Source organism: Rhodopirellula baltica SH 1 (assembly GCF_000196115.1).
GTDB lineage: Bacteria > Planctomycetota > Planctomycetia > Pirellulales > Pirellulaceae > Rhodopirellula > Rhodopirellula baltica.
The window spans coordinates 6418449-6437916 of sequence record NC_005027.1; the positions used below are offsets into that span (position 1 = coordinate 6418449).

18 protein-coding genes are annotated in these 19468 nt (G+C 56.2%); 4 read left to right on the forward strand and 14 right to left on the reverse strand.

Going from position 1 to position 19468, the window contains the following annotated elements; translation table 11 throughout:
• Positions 1–136: 136 nt before the first annotated feature.
• Positions 137–589 (reverse strand): DUF420 domain-containing protein, encoded by a 453-nt coding sequence (locus RB_RS24740; protein ID WP_007326238.1) that lies wholly within the window; start codon positions 587–589, stop codon positions 137–139.
• A 3-nt stretch (positions 590–592) separates the two neighbouring features.
• Positions 593–1288 (reverse strand): SCO family protein, encoded by a 696-nt coding sequence (locus RB_RS24745; RefSeq protein WP_011123491.1) that lies wholly within the window; start codon positions 1286–1288, stop codon positions 593–595.
• Between the two features lie 429 nt (positions 1289–1717).
• Between RB_RS24745 and RB_RS24750 the strand changes: the two genes are divergently transcribed.
• Positions 1718–2722 (forward strand): alpha/beta hydrolase, encoded by a 1005-nt coding sequence (locus tag RB_RS24750; RefSeq protein WP_164922471.1) that lies wholly within the window; start codon positions 1718–1720, stop codon positions 2720–2722.
• Between the two features lie 11 nt (positions 2723–2733).
• Here the strand turns inward: RB_RS24750 and RB_RS24755 are convergent, their stop codons facing one another.
• From RB_RS24755 to RB_RS24780, 7 genes are all read right to left on the reverse strand, one after another.
• Positions 2734–3927 carry a DUF2786 domain-containing protein gene (locus RB_RS24755; RefSeq protein WP_164922472.1) on the reverse strand — a complete coding sequence of 398 codons (1194 nt, stop codon included), beginning with the start codon at positions 3925–3927 and terminating at the stop codon, positions 2734–2736.
• Between the two features lie 71 nt (positions 3928–3998).
• Positions 3999–4865, reverse strand: a complete 867-nt coding sequence (locus RB_RS24760) for an ABC transporter permease (protein WP_164923033.1) — start codon at positions 4863–4865, stop codon at positions 3999–4001.
• An 11-nt stretch (positions 4866–4876) separates the two neighbouring features.
• Positions 4877–5851: an ABC transporter ATP-binding protein gene (locus tag RB_RS24765; RefSeq protein ID WP_011123496.1), complete on the reverse strand. Its 975-nt coding sequence runs from the start codon at positions 5849–5851 to the stop codon at positions 4877–4879.
• A gap of 10 nt (positions 5852–5861) precedes the next feature.
• A complete protein-coding gene (gene cyoE, locus RB_RS24770) occupies positions 5862–7031 on the reverse strand; it encodes a heme o synthase (RefSeq protein ID WP_011123497.1) in 1170 nt (389 codons plus the stop codon).
• A gap of 13 nt (positions 7032–7044) precedes the next feature.
• On the reverse strand, positions 7045–8115 hold the full coding sequence (locus RB_RS24775) for a COX15/CtaA family protein (RefSeq protein WP_011123498.1): 1071 nt from the start codon (positions 8113–8115) through the stop codon (positions 7045–7047).
• Positions 8112–8288: a hypothetical protein gene (locus tag RB_RS27835; protein ID WP_007326228.1), complete on the reverse strand. Its 177-nt coding sequence runs from the start codon at positions 8286–8288 to the stop codon at positions 8112–8114. Before RB_RS27835 ends, RB_RS24775 begins: the two co-directional genes overlap by 4 nt.
• Complete coding sequence (locus RB_RS24780; RefSeq protein ID WP_449314179.1) at positions 8285–9601, reverse strand: cytochrome c; 1317 nt, start codon at positions 9599–9601, stop codon at positions 8285–8287. The genes RB_RS27835 and RB_RS24780 overlap by 4 nt, the downstream gene beginning before the upstream one ends.
• Positions 9602–9907: 306 nt before the next feature.
• On the opposite strand from RB_RS24780, the gene RB_RS24785 reads away from it, so the two are divergent.
• Positions 9908–10138 carry a hypothetical protein gene (locus RB_RS24785; protein ID WP_231845957.1) on the forward strand — a complete coding sequence of 77 codons (231 nt, stop codon included), beginning with the start codon at positions 9908–9910 and terminating at the stop codon, positions 10136–10138.
• Positions 10139–10243: 105 nt separating this feature from the next.
• On the opposite strand, the gene RB_RS24790 is transcribed toward RB_RS24785, so the two are convergent.
• The 4 genes from RB_RS24790 to RB_RS24805 all read right to left on the reverse strand — a co-directional run bounded on the left by RB_RS24790 (position 10244) and on the right by RB_RS24805 (position 15531).
• Entirely contained in the window at positions 10244–11479 is a 1236-nt protein-coding gene (locus RB_RS24790; RefSeq protein ID WP_164922473.1) for a glycosyltransferase family 2 protein, read from the reverse strand.
• On the reverse strand, positions 11476–12327 hold the full coding sequence (locus RB_RS24795; protein WP_011123503.1) for a lysophospholipid acyltransferase family protein: 852 nt from the start codon (positions 12325–12327) through the stop codon (positions 11476–11478). Before RB_RS24795 ends, RB_RS24790 begins: the two co-directional genes overlap by 4 nt.
• On the reverse strand, positions 12324–13928 hold the full coding sequence (locus RB_RS24800) for a phytoene desaturase family protein (RefSeq protein WP_011123504.1): 1605 nt from the start codon (positions 13926–13928) through the stop codon (positions 12324–12326). Before RB_RS24800 ends, RB_RS24795 begins: the two co-directional genes overlap by 4 nt.
• Positions 13929–13992: 64 nt before the next feature.
• The gene (locus RB_RS24805) at positions 13993–15531 is read right to left on the reverse strand and encodes an aldehyde dehydrogenase family protein (RefSeq protein ID WP_164922474.1); all 1539 of its coding nucleotides are present in this window, start codon (positions 15529–15531) and stop codon (positions 13993–13995) included.
• Here RB_RS24805 and RB_RS24810 point away from each other — a divergent pair.
• Both RB_RS24810 and RB_RS24815 read left to right on the forward strand, forming a co-directional pair.
• On the forward strand, positions 15521–16126 hold the full coding sequence (locus RB_RS24810; RefSeq protein WP_007326221.1) for a nitroreductase family protein: 606 nt from the start codon (positions 15521–15523) through the stop codon (positions 16124–16126). The two genes, RB_RS24805 and RB_RS24810, sit on opposite strands and share 11 nt — an antisense overlap.
• A 4-nt stretch (positions 16127–16130) precedes the next feature.
• The gene (locus RB_RS24815) at positions 16131–17282 is read left to right on the forward strand and encodes a sigma-54 interaction domain-containing protein (protein ID WP_164922475.1); all 1152 of its coding nucleotides are present in this window, start codon (positions 16131–16133) and stop codon (positions 17280–17282) included.
• A gap of 21 nt (positions 17283–17303) precedes the next feature.
• On the opposite strand, the gene RB_RS24820 is transcribed toward RB_RS24815, so the two are convergent.
• Entirely contained in the window at positions 17304–19448 is a 2145-nt protein-coding gene (locus tag RB_RS24820; protein WP_011123507.1) for an FAD-dependent oxidoreductase, read from the reverse strand.
• Positions 19449–19468: the final 20 nt, after the last annotated feature.

A 19468-nucleotide genomic window follows, 5' to 3' on the forward strand; every position in this document is an offset into this window, starting at 1 on the left:
GAGAATCAGCCGTTCTGACAGCCGAAAATGTGCATTTTCAGCGGCAGATCGCCAATTGGGCAGGCACTCGCTGCGCCACAGCCTTCATTACGCAATTGCCGCACCAACGTTCGCGGCAATCCATTGTTTCAATTTGTCACGCGTACAGTTGGTAGAGCATCAGATAGACCAAAACGCCCGTGACCGAAACGTACATCCAAATGGGATAGGCAATTCGGACCAGCTTTTTGTGAGCCACAATGCGACCGTTCTTGGCCAGGTAAATCGCTCGCAACGCAAGGAACGGCACCGCGATGGCAAGCAGAATGTGTGGGATCAAGATCGACAAATACGTGTATCGAGCGGCATCGGGCGCGTCCGTCGGAAATCGACGGTTGAACTCACCCGTCGATTGATACAACGCGAATTTATGGAACAGATAGCACAGCAAGAACAAAATGCTGACGCCAAACGCACGCAGCATCATCTGTTTGTGAATCTTCGCTCGGCCATTCTTGATGTAGTACAAGCCAAGGGCGAGCAAGATCGTTGCGATCAAATTCAGAGCCGCGTTGAGGTGCGGCAAATTGGCCGCCAGAGTATCCCACATGAATCAAGACTTCTTCGAGGAGGCTTCTTCCTGGAGCATCGATTCGATGCTCTCTTTCAGTGCTTCCAGTTGACGTTTTTCAGGCCAGTTGTAGAAGCCCTCGATCTTTCCATCCGGATCGACCAAGACAAATCGCTCGGTGTGAAATTGTTTGTTGACGGGTTGCTGGAAGATCTCCGCACCGATTCGGCGGATGTAATTCAGCTCACCAGTCAAGAACAACCATTGGTCTGGATCGGCTCCAAATCGTGCGGCGTACTCGCGGAGGACCTCGGGGGTGTCGTTCTCAGGATCGACCGAGATCGCGACAAAGCGAACGCCCTGACCTTCAAACTCGTCCTGCAGTTCTTTCAGTTTTTGATTCTGAGACACACAAATGCTCGGGCAAGTGCTGAAGAAGAAACTGACCACATACGGTGCCCCCTTCAGATCAGCGGTCGAAACCATTTCGCCACTGCGTTCAAGCAACTCGAATTCGCTGAGCCATTCGGCATCTTCAGGTGGTTTGGACGGAGTGTCGTTGGCAACGTCCTCGGGGCGAAGCGTCGCGTTGTCCACCACCGCGTTGTCGTTGCCGTAAATCACTTCGTCCGGCCCCGGGCCGTCGGAGGGAGCGGTCGAGTGACGCATTTGCCGACCGATCAGTCCAAGGGCAACCCCGGCAACGAGGATCAGTGCGACGTGAGTGACTATTTTCATGGCGAATTGCCCGGACAGGAGTTGGGTTTGCTCGTGAGTGCTTTCGAACCGAGCAGTCGATGATCGACGCTCTGCATTGTAGTGCCACACCGCGGGATTCTTAACCGTCGTTTCCCATTTGCGGATGAGGAGGCGTGTACCGGTCAGTCAGATCGTACGATCCTCGGCCAGCCACAGTTCCTCGAATCAGGGGGGTGAAATAACATCAAATTGCGTTTTTACCCCATCTGGTGGGCTAGTCTTCCGAGGTTGGAAATCGCCAGCCATTTTGTCGCAGTTGAAGACAAAGCTTCCAGGGAAGCCATTTGCCTGGAATCCACCGAAGAGCGTGTGCCCCACAATTTTATGATTTCCACTTCCCGAACTTTTCCGTCTCTGCGTTTTTGTTGCTTTGCCTGCATCTCGATCTTGTGCTGCGCGAGCATCTGCATGGCGCACCTACCGAAATCTGCTGCGCCAGACATCGAAGCGTCGGAACCGCACGTTCGCAAGAACGAGCAGGGTGGTGATGGCATTGGTCAGCGAGTTGATGGGGAACGATTCGGCAGTGTCGCGAACGTGAAGAAACCTCCCGTGCTCGACACGGCATTCATCGAAAACAAATTACCGAGTGGCACTGAGTACATCAGCGATGTCGTCTTCAAAGAAGTTGACGGGCTGGAGCTGAAGCTTGACTTGTTGTTGCCGGAGAAACGAACCGACGCACACTTGCCGACCGCGGTGTGGATCCACGGCGGCGCGTGGACGCGAGGCAACAAGGCTCGCGACTTCCACCGTTTTGATCAGTTGGCGTCACGAATATTGCAGGAAGGTGTGGCATTGGTGTCGATCGAGTATCGCCTGTCCGATCAAGCCTCGTTTCCCGAGCCTGTTCTCGATTGCACCGACGCACTCGCCTTTTTAAGTCGCAATCGTGAAAAGTATGGTTTGGACACGGATCGCACGATCGTTCTCGGCAGTTCCGCCGGCGGTCACTTGGCATCTTTGATCGGAACCAATCTCACCAGTGATCACACCCGGTTCATCAGCGATCCATCTCAGCCGATGGCCAAAATTCGAGGCGTTGTTGACTTTTACGGACCAACGGACTTGGTCATGTTGCAGTCCAAACGTGGTGAAATCGACTTCCAAAACGATCCCTCACCTGAAGCTCGATTCCTAGGGCATTCACCGTTGATGCGTCCTGATCTCGCCCGAGCCGCCTCGCCGGTCACCTATGTCAGCGTGAACTCACCACCGTTCTTGATCTTTCACGGTGACCTCGATTCACGCGTGCCGATGATGCAGAGCATCTACTTGGATTCCATGTTGAGAGTCAACGGTGTCGAGAGCCGGTTGGTCGAGGTTGAAGGGGCTCGTCATGGCGACGAGAAATTTGATGAAACGATTTACAATGACATCGCCATCGAATTCATTCGATCATTGCTTCAGTGAGGACTCATTGGCTACTTTGAGTTGCCAATTCGTTTTCGACCGGTGACGGTGGATAGATCGTGTTTTGAACCGTGGCGTTGCCCGCGATTCGCAGCATCTGGATCATGTTGGTCTCGGCCGCTGCCCCTGGACATCACCAGCGAGATGCCACACTCGAGCTTGAGCCAATCCAATGCGGCCTGTTTGACCGCGAGTGTGCGAGCGTGGATCAATGCCGATTGACTGAAGGCTTGATCTTCAGCCATGGCATTTGGTGTTTGCGAAACTTGCTTGGGCATTCCGCCCACATAGCCTTCCGCGTACGACGCTCCACTGCCGCGAGAATGACCGCCGTATTGCAACTGAGCTGCGGTCGCGATGGTCAGCAACAACTCGCGATATAGCAGGATGCAATTCTTGACATCGTCGACAGGACCATAGAACCAAAACAACGTTCGGTTCTGTTTGCGGCCGTAGTACCATTGCACCATCGGAAAGATCTCCTCGCTGACATACGCTGCCAGCGACTTTTCCCACGCGCAGGCTCGGCGTCCGTTCACCGGGCAAGCCATCCTCGTATAAGAAACACTTTCGATGTTGTCGTCTTCGGTGATGTCTTCGCGTGACAAGTTGTGACGCAGCATCAGACTTTGCATCATTCGCAAAGCGTTTCGTTTTTCACCCTCGGTGCTGGCATGATTGCTGGCGGTTGTGTCCAGAGCACGCAAACGGCGAAGGATCTTTTCGAATTCGTTCTGAGTCAGCAGTTGCTCGCTGTCCTGCGGTCGTTGAGGCCCGATGGCCGGCAACGTTGAATCAGACGGAGCACCCGCGAATGTCCAGTAGTTCACGATGGCATAGTCGTCATCGTCCATTGGATTCCACGTGTCATGAATCTCGTGGTCGATGAGGCAGCAAAAGTGACCGCCACGCCGCGTGTTGTGTTTCTCAAGATGCGCAACGACGACACCGCGAGGCAAATGCTCGGCGTGGAAGCTGAGTCCGTTGCCGTGATGTCGGCGCCATTGATTGGCACGAAGGTATTCATCCCCCACCGAGCTGCAGACTCCGTTGCGAACGGTTTTGTTCGCGGATTTGCCCAGTGATTGGTAAACGTCGCGATAGCTCGTTCCCGTTGCGATCGCGATTGCCCGGGTCACACAATCTCCCGCTAGACCAACGAATCCTGCCGAGGATCGTCCGCCGTCGTTCCAGATAAATTCCATTGCGGTGTCGCGAAAATATTTAAAAAGGACGCGGGTCAATGTGAGTCAGGATCGACATCAACGTCGATGGATCAAACCATTGTATCGGCTTTGCGGCTTCCTCGCATAAGACGCCAAGCGATCACAACAACAACGATCGTGGCGATCACGGTCACGGTCCAACACGTCGTTGAAGAAGGAGCAAATCCAGCCGATGACAAATCCAACGTAGGATTCAACAGTCGACGTAGTTCCAGCATCGAATAACTCAAAGGGTTCAGTTGCATGATGCCCGCGAGTACCCAGCCGCCCCAATCGCCCATTGTTGCCGCCCCCGATTCGATGACCGGTCCAGAAAGGCTCCATGCGGGAATCGGAAAGAAGGTCCCGGCCAACAACCACATCGGCATCAGGCCCAGCATCATGATGGCGTGAAAGCCTTGTGTGCTTTCCATCGGCCACGCGACGATCATGCCAAGTGCGCACATCGCAATCGCGATGATTGCCAGCAAGAGCAACAGCCACGGAAACGTCCATGCGATCGAAGCTGCACCGACCAAGTACACCAGCAACAAAAAGATCAACGCTTGTGCCCAGGCGATGGCGGCGCCGCCCAGCACTTTGCCGACCAGAACGGGAAAACGTCCCGCGGGAGAAACCAGCACCGATTGCATGAAACCTTCTCGGCGATCTTCGATTACCGAGATCGTCGCGAAAATAGCGGTGAAGAGAACAATCAGCCCAATCGTGCCCGGCAGAAAGAATTGCGAGAAGCTTTCGCCTCCGGCTGATTCGAACGAACCACGCAGCCCAGTTCCAAACAGCAACCAAAACAAAAGCGGTTGCACGATCGCGGCGGTCACCCGGTTTCGTTGGCGAAAGAACCGCGTCCATTCGCGTCTCGCCAGCATCCACGCGGCGCCCATGCGAGCGGAGGTGGTCATGCCTGAGTCAGTCATCGCAGGAGAACTCATTGGAATTGTTTCCCCGTTCGAGCGACGAAGACATCTTCAAGATTTGGGCGTCCGATGCTTATCGACTGGACGGCATCACCCAGCGTTTCCGAAACTTTGGCAACTATCTCCGGTGCATCGCATGGCATGCGAAGAGTCTCGCCGACAATTTGAGTTTCCAAATTCAGCTCCCGCTTCAGAATTGCTTTTGCGTCAGCCAGATCGTCCGGGACGATGGTCAGTACGCCGCCACCCAGGTCGGCTCGCAATCGCGAAGGGGCGTCGTCGGCAATCTTCTTGCCTTGGTCTAGCAGGATTACGCGGTTGGCCTTGGCGGCCTCTTCCATCAAATGAGTTGTTAGTAAAACCGCCACACCGTCGTTGGCCAATTGTTGCAGTGCGTCCCACAGCGACAGGCGAGCTCCCGGGTCGAGTCCCGTGCTGGGTTCATCGAGCAGCATGACCCGTGGTCGGTGCAGCAAGCCTTTTGCCAGTTCCACACGACGTTTCAATCCGCCCGAAAGTGTTTGGCAAAGATCTCGCCGTCGATCGGTCAACGAGAATTGTTCCAGCAGAGCATCGCAGCGTTTGGACAATTCGCGTCCCGACAAACCGTACAACGCGCCTTGGCAGCGAAGGTTTTCATCGACCGTCAGTTTGATGTCCAAACTGGGTGACTGAAAAATGATTCCGATGCGGCTGCGAACGGCGTCCACGTGTTCGGCAATGTTCAGCCCATCGATGGTGACACTGCCGCGTTGAATTGGCAGCAATGTGCTGAGGACTCGAAACAGCGTCGTCTTTCCGCTGCCGTTCTTGCCGAGCACGACAACGATTTCACCCGCCCGAACCGAGAGGTCGATTCCGTCGACGGCGACGTTATCGCCATAGCGGTGATGCAAATCGCGAATGTCACAGAGGACATCGCCCAACGCTGACGCGGACTCATTCGGCGCGTCGATGGGACTGGTAGCAGTCGAAGTCGTTGTCATGAATGATTATTTACAGTGAAGCTCGAAGAGTCATCACCAAGAGAACGGCGGGCAGAACGACCAGCGACCAACGCAGCATCTTGCGAGCGGTTTTGTCGTTGGGGTTTGCACGGAAATTCAGGGAGGCTCGCAGGAGAGGCCAAGAAGCGGCCAGGATCAAAACCGTTGCCAAGACGCTGGCGGCCGATGCGACCCATTGCCCATCAGGAAACCAAGCCAGGACCACGCCACAAGTTGCGAGAGCGACGCTGCCCAGAATGCTTTGCCATGCCGCATGTCGCCCGGTGGGTTCAACGGTCGTCGTCATGCAGAAACCCGCCTCGGCGTATTGCGTTCGGTACAACCAAGCGATGGCCATGAAGTGTGGGTACTGCCAACAAGCCAGCACGCCGAACAACATCCATCCGGGCAATTCGGTCAAGGTGCCGCCGGCGGCGGTGTAACCGATGAACACCGGAAGAGCCCCGGCAATCGCGCCGACGGTCGTGTTCCAAGCGGTGCGGGTTTTCATCGGAGTGTAAACCAACACGTAAATGAGCCAGGTTGCGATGCCAACGCACGCGGGGACCAGGCCGTTGCCCAACCACAGAATGATTGATCCAGCGATTCCGCTGGAGGCGGTCAAAGCAACCGCGACGGCGTAGCTCATCCGGCCACCAGGGACGGGGCGGTTTGCGGTTCGCGGCATGTTTCGGTCGATTCGGCATTCCCAAACTTGGTTGGCCGCACCCGCACTGCCCGCGATCAAAGCGGTTCCGATCATCAACCAGAACCAATCGATCAACGTCAGTGTCGCGCTGCCAGCGATCAAAGCTGATGCCACGGTCGTGACCAGGATCATCGTGACGATGCGAGGTTTGGTCAGCTCAATCACATCCGTGAAGACACTGCGATTGACACCAGCGGCGACATCGGTTTTCGCTTCTGCGCCAGCGTTCAGGGATTCGGCGTTCGAGTTGGTTTCTTGCACGGGAATTTCATCATTCAACGTGCTGGCTCGATCGGTCGAGGGACGCGGGCGGGAAACAGTTTTCATCCGCGGCGTCGGTTCCAGCACGGCGGTCGATCCGCTCGCAGAAACGCTGCGTGGAAGCGAGCCCAAGTTTTGGAGAGACCGGTCATCAAGGGACAGACCGCTCCCGGCGACAATCTCGAGCGTTTCGCGGCAATCAGATGCCATGATCGTTCCGGATTCAGGATGAGACAGAAAAGGATAAAACGCGGCGGCGGCGTAGCAACCGGACTAAAAGGAGCGATGAAACCGCCAAAATCAGCGACCCCGTCGCGACGTGCCCCGTCACAATCCACGCGTCCAACACGTTCTTGCTGTGCAGGAGATACGAGTCAGCAACTGAAAGCGAAGCCAGCATCTGTGGGTAGCCGTAGTTAACGATCCAGGTCGCGAACCCCAAGCCGATTTGAATGGCCACAAAGCATATCAAGGCACCCGCCGGTCGCGACAGCGTCAAATCGCCGCAGCGTCGCATTCGCCAGTAAGCCACGCCGGTCGTCAGCCACAAAATAAAGGCGATCGTGATGTGCGTCTTGACGATATGAGCGAACCCAACCGGGCTGAATCCGGGCAAGGCATGACGCATCATCGCGCCCAAAACCAGCTGCATGTAGGCCAAAACCAACAGCGAAATCGGCCAAAATGCCATCGGTGTCCGCTCGGAAGTTCCCTCGGCGGATTGTCGCACCGAATCAGCCAACCATCTCCTGCCGGTGACGCAGGCGGCGATCACGCACAACACAAAAAACGCGGGGCCGACGCAACCGTGGATCATCGCCAGTGTCCGGGCACTCAGCGTCACCCGTAAACCGCCCAGAACACCCTGCCCAATCACGGCCGCCAGAACCAGCACCGACAGGCCAATTGCCCAGCGGCGTTTTTCCGTGTTGAGCGAGGCGATCACCAATCCGATCGCGATGAATCCGACCAACGCGGCCAGCAGCCGGTGACCGTGCTCGATGAACAGATCAAATGGTCCAAACAACCAAGTCGAGAGCGGATACAGAAGCAGGTTGTACCCGTATGTCCCAGGCCAATCCGGCACCGACATCCCGGCGTCGTAGGTCGTCACCAAACCGCCGACCCAAATCAATGGCCAGGTCAAACAAACCATCACGCGAGTGAGCCGGAACGGCCATTTCGGGACCGATTGAGCGGTTGGCTCGTTCGAGGCGTCTTCGCCGTGCGAATCGGCCGGTGTCTCAGGCACGTGCGGCAAAGTTCTGTTTTCGGAATCAGCAACTTCGCTCATCGCTGTCCTCGTCGGTCAAAAATCTGTTCTCCCGCGATTCCGCCGATCACGCATCCGCCCGCACCAAATCCAGCTCCGGCGACAATTCCCGACATTCCAAACAAGAACATGACGCCAATGCCCACGGCCAAACCCAAGATCGCACCGATCGTTCGATAATTGTCGCGACTCATGAGGAAACACCTGTTTCTGCGGCGGCAAGGGGATTTTTGTCATCCGCCACACGCACGGACGGTTTGGGCGTGGGCTGGACCAACGACTGAACGTAATGAACCAAGTCCCAAACGTCTCCAGGGGTCAAACCGGTTGTGCCCGCCGCCGACTCGCTCAAATCGACGCCCGGCATCGGTGTGCCCGCGATTCCGTGCTGAATTCGGCGGAAAATCGTCTCGGGTTCATCGCCGCCACGCAGCACCCCGCCGGACAATCGCCGGGGTTGGATGATTCGCGGTGGCAACGCACCCGCCTTGCGGAAGGGTTTGACCGCATCGGCATCGGTCGGCGTGATTCCAATCCGCGTCGTGAACTCTTTGGTCCAATCATCCAAATCGTTCAGCGGCATACCACCCTGCCCCTCCGGTCCATGGCAACCTGCACAATTCGCGATCTGCCCACCGAACAACTTCGCACCGCGAGCGATTGAGGCGTGCAATTCATCGGCAGCACCGGGAATCGGTTCAGTAGGGACGGGAGCAACGGTTGTCTCGATCCACTCCCCCACAACACTTTGCAAAACAGAAATTGCGATGAGTTCCCCTTCGGTTGAGACGACATCAATTTCGACCGAATCCGATTCATCCACCTGCGGTTCGTCACGACTGGACTGATTCAGGTCCGTGAAAATGATATTCCCAGCCTCATCTTTGCCCGGATCGCTCTCTTTGCTGCTCGCTAATCGCAACCGCAAGTCATCGTTTGGCGGCGTTTCCTCGTATCCAAGATCATCGATCGCGACTGCCAACAGCTGACGTTCGACTTCGCCACGAATGGAGAGGTAGATCAAATAGTCGATCAATGCTTCGCGGTCCTCGGGTGCGACGGTGGCAAACGAAGGCATGGGCGATCCGGGAATCCCGTTTTCCAGCAACCGTCTCAGGTCATCGCGAGTCGGTTTGGCATCTCGCTCGCTCGATTTCCACTTGAATACACCGGCTCGGAAATCACGTGGGTAAGGCCATTGATACATCGATGCAGGACCGGTTCCGCTGCCCGAAACTCCGTGGCAGATGACGCAGTGTTCGGTGTACAGACCGCGGTGCACGTTCTCCGCGTCACTTTCGACAGATCCCGAGGCTTGTTGCAACCGTTCCAGCGACACCAGTTCAAGTTGTTCTCCGGTGAGATGATCTGACGGCCAAGTGGGCTCTTCCGGCGTTCCGAACAATTCGGCAATCACTAATTCCACATCGGCGAGAGCCGCATCGGTGGGAACATCGCGAGAGCGTTCAAGTGCCATCGCATGAACGCGATTGGATTCAAACTCCATTGTGCTGTCGCTGCAGCCGAACCCGACGGGAAGGCAGCACGCGGCGGCCAGCAACCAAAGACGTGAGTGGGGCCCAAACAACGAAGAAATCCTTGCACTAGAAAACGAGTCGAACACCTAATCGGAGCACATTTGCCCCGAGGAGCCAACCGGAAAAAAAGACGCAGGGAAACGGGGTGCGTCAATCCGTTCATCTTCATGATTCTCCGCAGAGCGAACCTGCCACCGCATGCTCGAAGTTCTGAGCGTGTGATATGTAATGCAAATCGCAATGATCGGCTCGACCGACATGGTGCAAACAGGAGGTTGCAAACCAAAGTTTCGATCGAAACGCAGGCTGCGAAAGCTCTCGACCAGCGGAAAACGATCTCCGCCAACGAGACGACGGAACAAGCAAAGCGAATTGCAGCGAAAGGTGATTCCACGAATTGGCTGACACTCTTGCACTACCAGCAGGCCGCCCCGATTGCCATGCAGTCATTCATGTTGGCGATTGCCAGCGACCAGACTGCCCATGCCGACCGAAAAGCCGTCTAATCGAACGCCCGTCCGAACAACGATCTCATTATAAGCAATCACCGACGAATACGACGCAGTGCAAAAATGCGATGGACGCTGATGCTCGCTGAGAAGCAACGAGCGTCAGCCCAGTCGGCCGCGCCAGGTGACTTGGCGACCTCGGAGGTGATTCCAGAACGCCCACCACTGGATCAGTAGGAAGCCGAGGATGGCGATCGGATGGAGGATCGCTCCGGCAATGCTTTGACGCAAACGGAATGCGGCGATCAGTCGAGGTACGTAACTCACCAAAATCGCGATCCAGCTGACCAAGATTCCAATCACGATCGATGTTGGAACCGGCAAACCTTCCGCGATCAAGCTCGATCGTTCCGCAAATGCGATTGCCAGCGTGATCCAAGGCAACAGATTGGCTCCGCCTAAAAGAATCGTGAACGGAATCAACAACCGTGAATTCGCGATGCCCTCGTGAGCATTCTTGAGCAGTCCCTGCACGACCTCGCCAGTCGTTGTGTACATCCGGCACTTGGCCCAACGCGATCCATCCACGCAGTCCGTCAGCATTCCATTTTCGCGATACGCTTTGGGTAACTTCAGCCCATCGTGGCGGCTGGATCGAATCGCAGCGTGGGTTCCCGCCGCTTGATAGGCATCTTGTGTCGTGAAGAACAGCTGTCCACATCCGGATGCGTACGCGGGATGGTTGCTGCCTCGCATGCGAGCGAATGGCAAGTAAGAAAGCAAAATGAAATGCATCATCGGGATCAGCAATTTCTCCGCGAGCGTGCCGGTCACTTGCCGAGGGAATGCACTGAGCAAGCCGATGTGGCCGCCATCGTGTAGAACCCTTCGTCGTTGGCAAAGACCGATGATAGCGGTTGGTTCCAGTCGCACGTCGGCATCCAAAAACAACAAGTGCTCGAATTTGGCATGCTGAGCCAATCGGTAACAAGCATGTTGCTTTCCGTTCCAACCTTCCGGCAAGTCGATGCCCTCGATCAACTCGACACGCCGATCTTGTTGCATCAGTTCGCGGACGATCGCGCCTGTTTGATCAGTCGAGCCATCGTCGAGCACGATGACTTCGAGGGTGACTTGCACGGACTGCAAAATGGATTCAACGCAATCGCGGATCGAACCCTCTTCGTTTCTCGCTGGGATCAACACCGATACGCCAGGTGGACTAGCCTCGTTAGTTTGACTGGCCTCGTCAGGTTCGTTCGCCTTGCTCGCGTCCGCAGTCTCGCCATCCATGAAAAGGGATAGGTTGGAAACGAACATCCCAGCTGCCAAAGTGGCCAGTGCCAGCGAGACGAATGGTAAGACGGCGACGATGAGCCATTGAAGCCAAGCGATCATTGAAATTGATCTCCATGGCCGGCTTGGAATGATTGACCGGTCATCCAAGACTTCAAGCGTCTCGCCGTGTCATACATTCCGGAGGCCCCACGTTTGCCTCGCAATAGATTTTCAAATGGTTCGCTGGATCGATCAATGCAAAGTTTTGCCAGTCGCGACTGACTGAATCGAAGACGCTCGGTGAGTTCGTCTGTCCAATGTTGTTTGTCCCAATCGTTCGCGGTGGGGATTGAGATCACATCGCCAAAGCGAAACAGGACCAACGGCAATCGATCGTCCCAGAACACATACTCCATCGCCAAAGGCACGACCCAGCCCCGATCGAGTTTCGAGCACACATGTGATAGACCGGGCATCAATTCGGCCTCGTGATCGCGAACGTCAGCGAAGCGACCTTCCGGTGTGACCCATAGCGCGCTGTGATCTCGCCGGAACAATGCCGCCGTGGTCTTCAGGAATTGGGCTGCCCCGCGATTCGAATCTGATTGCACGCCAAAGAAACCGAGTTTTTCAAACACCTTGTATTGCTCCAAGGCTTCCGCATCGATTGGCGCGTAAAACTGTCGAGGCGCGAGCAGTCGTTCGTTGATGAAGTGTGCCAGCAGCGGATCCCACCACGAGGCATGGTTGCTGTAAACGATCAGCGGAACGCTGCCGTCATCCAGCGGTGAACGCTGCGTCTGTTCTGGCAACGGGGTTGCCATCGATTCGAATTGAGACCTCAGTCCTGTCTCACGAGCGAACGCGATCGCATGAAAGTTGCGACGGAGGTAAGAGTGTAGGAATCGATGGAATCCGTTCTGAAACCAATCCGCTGGTTTCGCAATGACATCCGACTCAGACGTCACGCGAATTTTCCGTTGGTGACGTCTTGGTCCAACGAGTCCGCAGCGATCCAGCCGCTCATTAGAACCATTGGCATGCCAGGTCCGGGGTGTGCCGCACCGCCGGCCAAGTACAGGCCATGCAGATCTTTGCGGCGGTTGCCAGGTTTAAACGCACCGGTGAATTTTCCATGGCTGGCCAAACCATAAATGGCGCCGTTGAGAACGCGGTAACGGTTGTGGATGCCCTCGGGGGTCAGCGAATCTTCTGTGACGATCGCATCACGAAGGCCCTCCATCCCGGCGGTCCGTTCCAATTTGTCCAAAATCACGTCGCGGTAACCCGGCAGCATCGCTTTCCAATCATGACCGGGACGCAGGTACGGAGTGTGAACCAAGATGTACAGCGATTCACAACCGTCCGGTGCCACATCGGGTTCGCTGATCGCGGGAGCACACACATATGCGGTTGGATCGGGTGCCGGTTGCCCTTTTTTGTAGATGTAATCGAATTCTTCTTCGGGATCTTTGGAGAACACAAAGTTGTGATGCAGCAATTGTTCGTAACGCCGGTTCAGTCCCAAATACAGGACAACGCCGCTGCAGGCGGCTTCGTAGCGATTGGACTTTTCAAACTTGGTCGACTCCGGTGTACCGCTGAGTAATTCGCGATAGGTACGAACGGCGTCGCAGTTACTCACCACGGCATCGCAGGCAATCGTTTCGCCACCCGCGGTGGTCACGCCGCTGACGGATCCACCGCCGGTTTCGATCCGAAGGATGTCGGTTCCGGTTCGAATGTCGACGCCGAGTTCACCAGCGAGTTTTGACAAGGCTTCGGGGACCGCTCGCGTGCCGCCGATCGGATACCAGATGCCTTCTTCGGTTTGCATGTGAGCGATGCTGCACAACACGGCCGGCGATGCGTAGGGCGATGACCCAACGTACTGAGTGAAGTGATCCATCATCTGTGACACGCGATGTTCCGGAACGTGTGACCGGACGATGGAAGCAACACTGCGTCCCATTTTTAGTGAAAGAACATCCTTCAGAACCGCGGCGGAGAAAGCACCACCGACTTCCATCGTGTCCGCCAAACCACCGATCGATCGCCAAAAGAAGAAACGATCGGAGACGCCGTGAAGTTGTTTGCTTCGTTCGATGAACGATTCGTAGCCTTGACCGGTCGACTCACCACCGGTGAAGTCACGCAGGTGGCGTTTCATCTGATCGACGTCGGCGACCAAATCCAGCACCGTGTTCTCGGTGGTGCCGGATTGCGGGGTGGCTTCGAAAAAGCACCGCCACTGTGGATCCAACGCGACAAGTTCCAGGTAGTCCTCCATCTTCCGGCCAGCTTCGGTGAAAACTCGCTTGAGAACGCTGGGCAGCGTTAAGATTGTCGGCCCCATATCAAACCGGTAGCCCTTGGTCTGGTGCACGGCCGCTTTGCCACCGACCCAATCATTTTTGTCGCACAGAGTGACTTTGTGACCGCGCGCGGCCAACACGCAGGCGGATGACAATCCGGCCAACCCACCGCCAACGACAACCACGTGTTGCGGATTGGAGGTTTTCTCGGCTGGGGCGAAGGGTTCATTTGCGGCGGATTGGGTGGCGATCATCTGGGGCTTTCGATCCGTGGGGAAACGTTCCGGGCAAATGTGGGCGGCTTCAATTCGAAACGCCCTACTTTTTTAATGCACGCCACCGGGAGGCGGCAGTGGTGACGCGGCGGAGAGCTGCAATTCGCCGCCCCCAGCCCTCGCTGTGGGACAATTGCAGCACGCCGGACAACAACTCGGCGTCTGCATCGTTTCGAGGTGACAAGTGCATTGCCACGCGACCGCGCCGAGTCGCGATGACTCGACACCCCGTCATCGCGAGCAACCCTTCCGGGCCTCGGGTCACTCCAAAGCCACTTTGCCCACGTCCGCCAAAGGGTAAACGCGGATCGGCCGTTGGTGCGACCATATCGTTGATCGTGACCACGCCCACATCCAGACGTTCCGCACACTCGCGTGCCTCGGACACCGGACCAAAAACGGAGGCTGCCAAACGGTAAGGGCATTCGTTGACCATCCGGATAGCTTGTTCGATTTTTTGAACCGGTATGATCGAGATGACCGGCGCGAACACATCGCTTTGCAAAATTGCGTGATCGTCCGGCACGTTTTGAAGCACCACCGGATGCATCTTGCCCGTGTTGCGAAGTCTTCCCGCGTTGTATTGACCGAGGCTATCTTCAGCACCGTTTTCAAGAGCGTTGTCGATTAGGTCGGCAACGCCGGAACGTGCTGCCGGGTGAACGGACACTTCGGTCGCATCTCGCAGGCGATTGATGAGTCGGTGTGTGATTTCCGACGTCGTTGGATGATTGAGAATGATCAATCGTCGCGGGCCGATGCAGGTCGCTCCGCTGTTGAACAGCAACCCAAACGCCAAGGAATCAATCACGCGATTCACATCTGCACCGGGCAGAGCAATCGCCGCGTCGACGCCCGACAATTCCACGATCGATGGAGTGAGTGTTTCAGCCGATTGTCTAAGGACCCGTTTTCCAGTTTGCGCTGATCCAGTCAGGACGACCAAGCCAACGCCCTTGGATTGCGCTTCGATTGCCGCCTCGGTGGAGGAGCCCAGCGAGGTGACGGCGGACTCCGGAACACCCGCCGCGACAAATGCGGCGACCAGTTCCGCGGAGACGGCTTCCGATCCGGGAGCCGGTTTGAGCCAAACGTGATTGCCGGCGGCCAGGGCCTGGGCCATTTGCACTCCCGGCAAAAGCAACGGGTAATTCCACGTTCCGAGGATCAGAACGCGCCCCAGCGGGACTCGCTGGACAACGCTGCGGACACCCCACATCCACACCGGACGACCCGTCAAACCGACCTTTCGGGGTGCGAGCGTTTTCCTGCCGTGCTTGCCGATCCACCGCAATGCGTCGCACAAGGGGATCAATTCCGACGCCACCGTTTCTGCGTCATCGGTGCGTTGTTCGCTTCGACTCAAGCGTGTCAACTGATCGACTCGTGATGCGATTTCGTCGCGTGCTCGACCCACAATTTGACATCGCTTGCGAATCGACCACGTAGCCCAGTTTGAACCGCCGTGATAACCTATCCGCTCCGCACCAGGACGGTTTGAGTTCGCGTTTTCTGACGTGGCGACCTGGGGTGCGTTGTTCAAAACAATCTTGTAAAGCGTTGGATGGAAGATGGCAGTCAACGAAACGGATCTGGAAGTATTGCCCGTCATCGCTGATCGATGGAGCCCGTATCGATTTGACGGGCGTGAAGTCGAAGATGACAAGTTGCGTCGGTGCTTGGAAGCCGCTCGTTGGGCCGCCAGCAGTTTCAATGATCAGCCTTGGTCATGGATTGTCGCACGTCGCCAAGACGGTGAAGCGTTCGAGGCAATGTTGCAGTGTCTATTAGAAGCCAACCGTGATTGGGCGTCGCGAGCCGGAGTGTTGATTTGCACCGTCATTCGCACCAATTTTTCGTACAACCAAAAACCGAACCGTGTCGCTTTGCATGACCTTGGTGCGGCGGCTGCTCAGATGTCACTGCAAGCGACCTCGATGGGTTTGCAGGTGCATCAAATGGCCGGTGTCAATTTGAGCCAAGTTCGAGGCCAATACCAGCTTCCCGAAGGTTATGAACCGGCCACCGCGATTGCCATCGGGTATGCCGACGAACGTGAACCCAACACCGACGCCGAACAAGTCTTGGAAGACCGTCAAAGCGGCGTCCGGGAAAGAACTCCATTGAAGAATCAAGTCTTCATGGATGCATTCGGGCAATCTGCACCTTGGTTGTGATTTCGTGAGTTCTCGAGGACAGCTCCTGCCTGGCGTTATCGGCCATTCGCCCGCGATGCGTGAAGTTGATCGCGTGACGCGAAAGGTCGCGGTGAGCAATGCGTCGGTGCTGATCCTTGGAGAAACCGGAACGGGCAAAGAACTGATCGCTTCAGCGGTGCACCGATTGAGTCACCGTAGTGGTGGCCCGTTCGTCAAAGTCAACTGCGGTGCCCTGAGCGAGAGTCTGCTGGAAAGCGAATTGTTCGGGCACGTGCGAGGTGCCTTCACCGGCGCCGTCGCCAACCGAGCCGGTCGTTTTGAAGCCGCCGACGGGGGCAGCATCTTTCTCGATGAGATCAACTCCACCACGTTGACGTTGCAGGTCAAGCTTCTGCGAGTACTGCAGGAAAAAGAGTTCGAACGAGTTGGAGACACGTCGAGTCATCGCACCGACGCGAGAATCATCGCGGCCAGCAACCGCGACTTGATGCGTCAGGTGCAACTGGAAGAGTTTCGGGAAGACCTTTATTGGCGTCTGAACGTGGTGCCGATCGAGCTACCTGCATTGCGGCACCGTCGCGAAGATATTCCGGCGCTCGTGGCGTTTTTCTTGGATCACTACAACGAAGTCAACGACCGATATGTATCGCACTTGGGTCCGGGCGTGATGCGTGCATTGCAGGATTACCACTGGCCGGGGAACGTTCGCGAACTTCAAAACTATGTTGAGCGAGCGGTGGTGATGAGCGACACCGACGAATTGGTGCTGGACGCATTGCCGTTGTGTGTTCGCGATCCTCACCACAGTGCACCGGTTCGCGAATTGAACAGCGCCGCAGGCGTGTTGCAGGCACCGCCGGTTTCCAACGGGATGAATGAAGTGCGTCCGAGCGACGTCGCACCCGGAGCACCCGCTGGTGCAAACGCGGCACTCGACATCAATCGAATGGATCTGAAAACACTCGCTCGAATTGTCGTTCAGCGTGGTTTGGACGAAGCCGACGACGCCGAAGATTTACACTCGGTCGTCGTCGACCAAGTTGAACGCGAATTGATTTCGCAGTTGCTGCTGCGTTGCGGTGGAGTGCAGACCAAAACCGCGTCGCGTCTCGGGATGAACCGGAACACGTTGTCCAAAAAGATGAAAGACTACGGTCTGAACCTGGACGATTGATCGCGAGCTTTCTGGGCTGGTTCACTCAGAATCGAGTGGCAGCCAATTGACTAAGTCAATCACGACGTAGCCATTTGCATCTTCGTTCGAGATAACAACCTTTGCCGGTTGCGACTTGTCGAATGCATACTTGCCCAGCGACAGTAGTTTGCTTGACTTGGAATCGGATTCGATTTGCGTTTGATCGATTCGATGCGTCGTCGTGCCCGCTCCGTGATGGACATCGACGCGAGTTTGTTTGGATCGGTTGGAGTTGGTGGGAAAACTCAGACGCACTTCGTACTGACCCGACTTCGGCAGATCCGCTTGGTAAATCGCTTGCTTGACGCGATCGGTGACTTTCCCATCGTGGTGATAGCCTGAACCGTAGAAGTTGCCCGAAGCATGGCTGTGGATCCAACCGCCGATGCGTTGGGCTTGCGTGTCATCGACGCTAACGCCTTCGACCGTTTTGAGATCCAGCGATTCAGGATGGTTGGATTTCGCAACGCCCGCTGGTGTTTCCAGGATTTGATTGTCATCAAGCAGACGCTTGCGAAGATCCGCGTAGGGCACGTCTTGAACGGCCGCATCGGATTGGTTGGCCAGCGCGGCGATCGTTGCCGCGGATTGGCCAAGGATCATGAAGACCGGTTCCATGCGGATCGAACCGAAGGCGACATGCGTGGCGGATACACAAACTGGTGAAAGCAGGTTTTCGCACTCGTCGCGTTTCGGAAGCAGTGCACCCATCGCAATTTTGTAGGGTCCGCGAGTGGAGACGCCCAGGTCGCCCTCGTTTTGCACGTAGCCTTCCGGGGTGATGTATCGCTGAGTGTTGTGCGAGTCGATCCCGTAAGAACCCATGCCAACGGAGTCGGGGGTGGGCAAATCTTTTCGCAAATGGTTTTCGGTCATCACGAATTGGCCAACCATCCGCCGGGCTTCGCGAACGTAGATTTGGTGTGGCCAGTGATCGTTGTCGGTGAACTCATCCGCCGACAATCCCCATTCATTGATTTCGTCTTGGACTTCCTTCGGCACTCTCGGGTCGGTGGCGATGAAGTACAGCAAGCCGCGTTGGTAATTCTCGTGTTGCTGGATGATTTCCTGGCGACGCTCGTAGGTGGCTTCGGGGTAATCGTAGTTACCGCCAATGTTGTCGAAGCTGACTGGTCCGTGATTGTTAGTGTCCGTTTTATGGTTCGGTAATGGATCGAATTTCTTAAACACATCTCGCCAACCAGCTTCGAAAGTGCGAGCCATGATTTCATACGTCGCGGGGTCATAGCCTTCCGGACGTTTCCACGCGACGCGGTTTTCCGCGTGATTGGTCATGCACGTGCGGAAGCAATAGGCCTGAACATGATCGTCAGCGGATCCAAACTCGCCCGGTGGATCAGCGCTGACCAACGGGATCACGCCGCTGCTCGGGTCGCCTGGGACGACATACGGATCAACTCGTTTGGGCAGCACATCAAAGTGGTGCGAGTGATGCAGGACACCGGTTTGAACTCCGGCATGAGGTTCGTTGTAGTCTTTGATCCCTTCACGGCCGTGAGCCGTTTGGACTCCCGCCGCGGCGATCAAGTCGCCTTCGTAGGTAGCATCAATGAACATCTTTCCCGGATAGGTTTTACCGTCCAGTGTTTGGATGGACTTGATGCGGCCATCCTGCTTCTTCACGCCCTTTTCCCGATCCAGCCATGCGTCGCGAACGACCGTGATATCGTGTTCGGCCAACATCTCATCGAGAATGTTTTCGGCGACATGCGGTTCGAAAACCCACATCGTTGCTTGATCATCGTCACTGGCTCGGTGACCTTGCGCCCGGTTGCCATATTTCTCTCGCGTTTGAAATTTCCATGACGAGTCGTCTTGGTAGTGTTTGTAGACGCGGTGGTAGAAGTCCTTTGCGAGGCCACCAATCACACCTTTGTTGCCGGTGTCAGTCCAACCCAGTCCGCCGCTGGTTAAACCACCCAAATGTTTGTCGGGCGAAACCATGATGACCGACTGGCCCATGCGAGCAGATTGTATCGCCGCGGTAGCGGCTGCTGCGGTTCCACCATAAACGACAACATCGTGGGACGTTTCAGCGTTTGTGGGTGACTTGGGGAAGAGCAACAACGTGGCAAGAATCATCGAGCACATCGACAAACGATGGCGCCAAGAAGCGGAACGCATGGGGGTGGGGTCCGGATGGG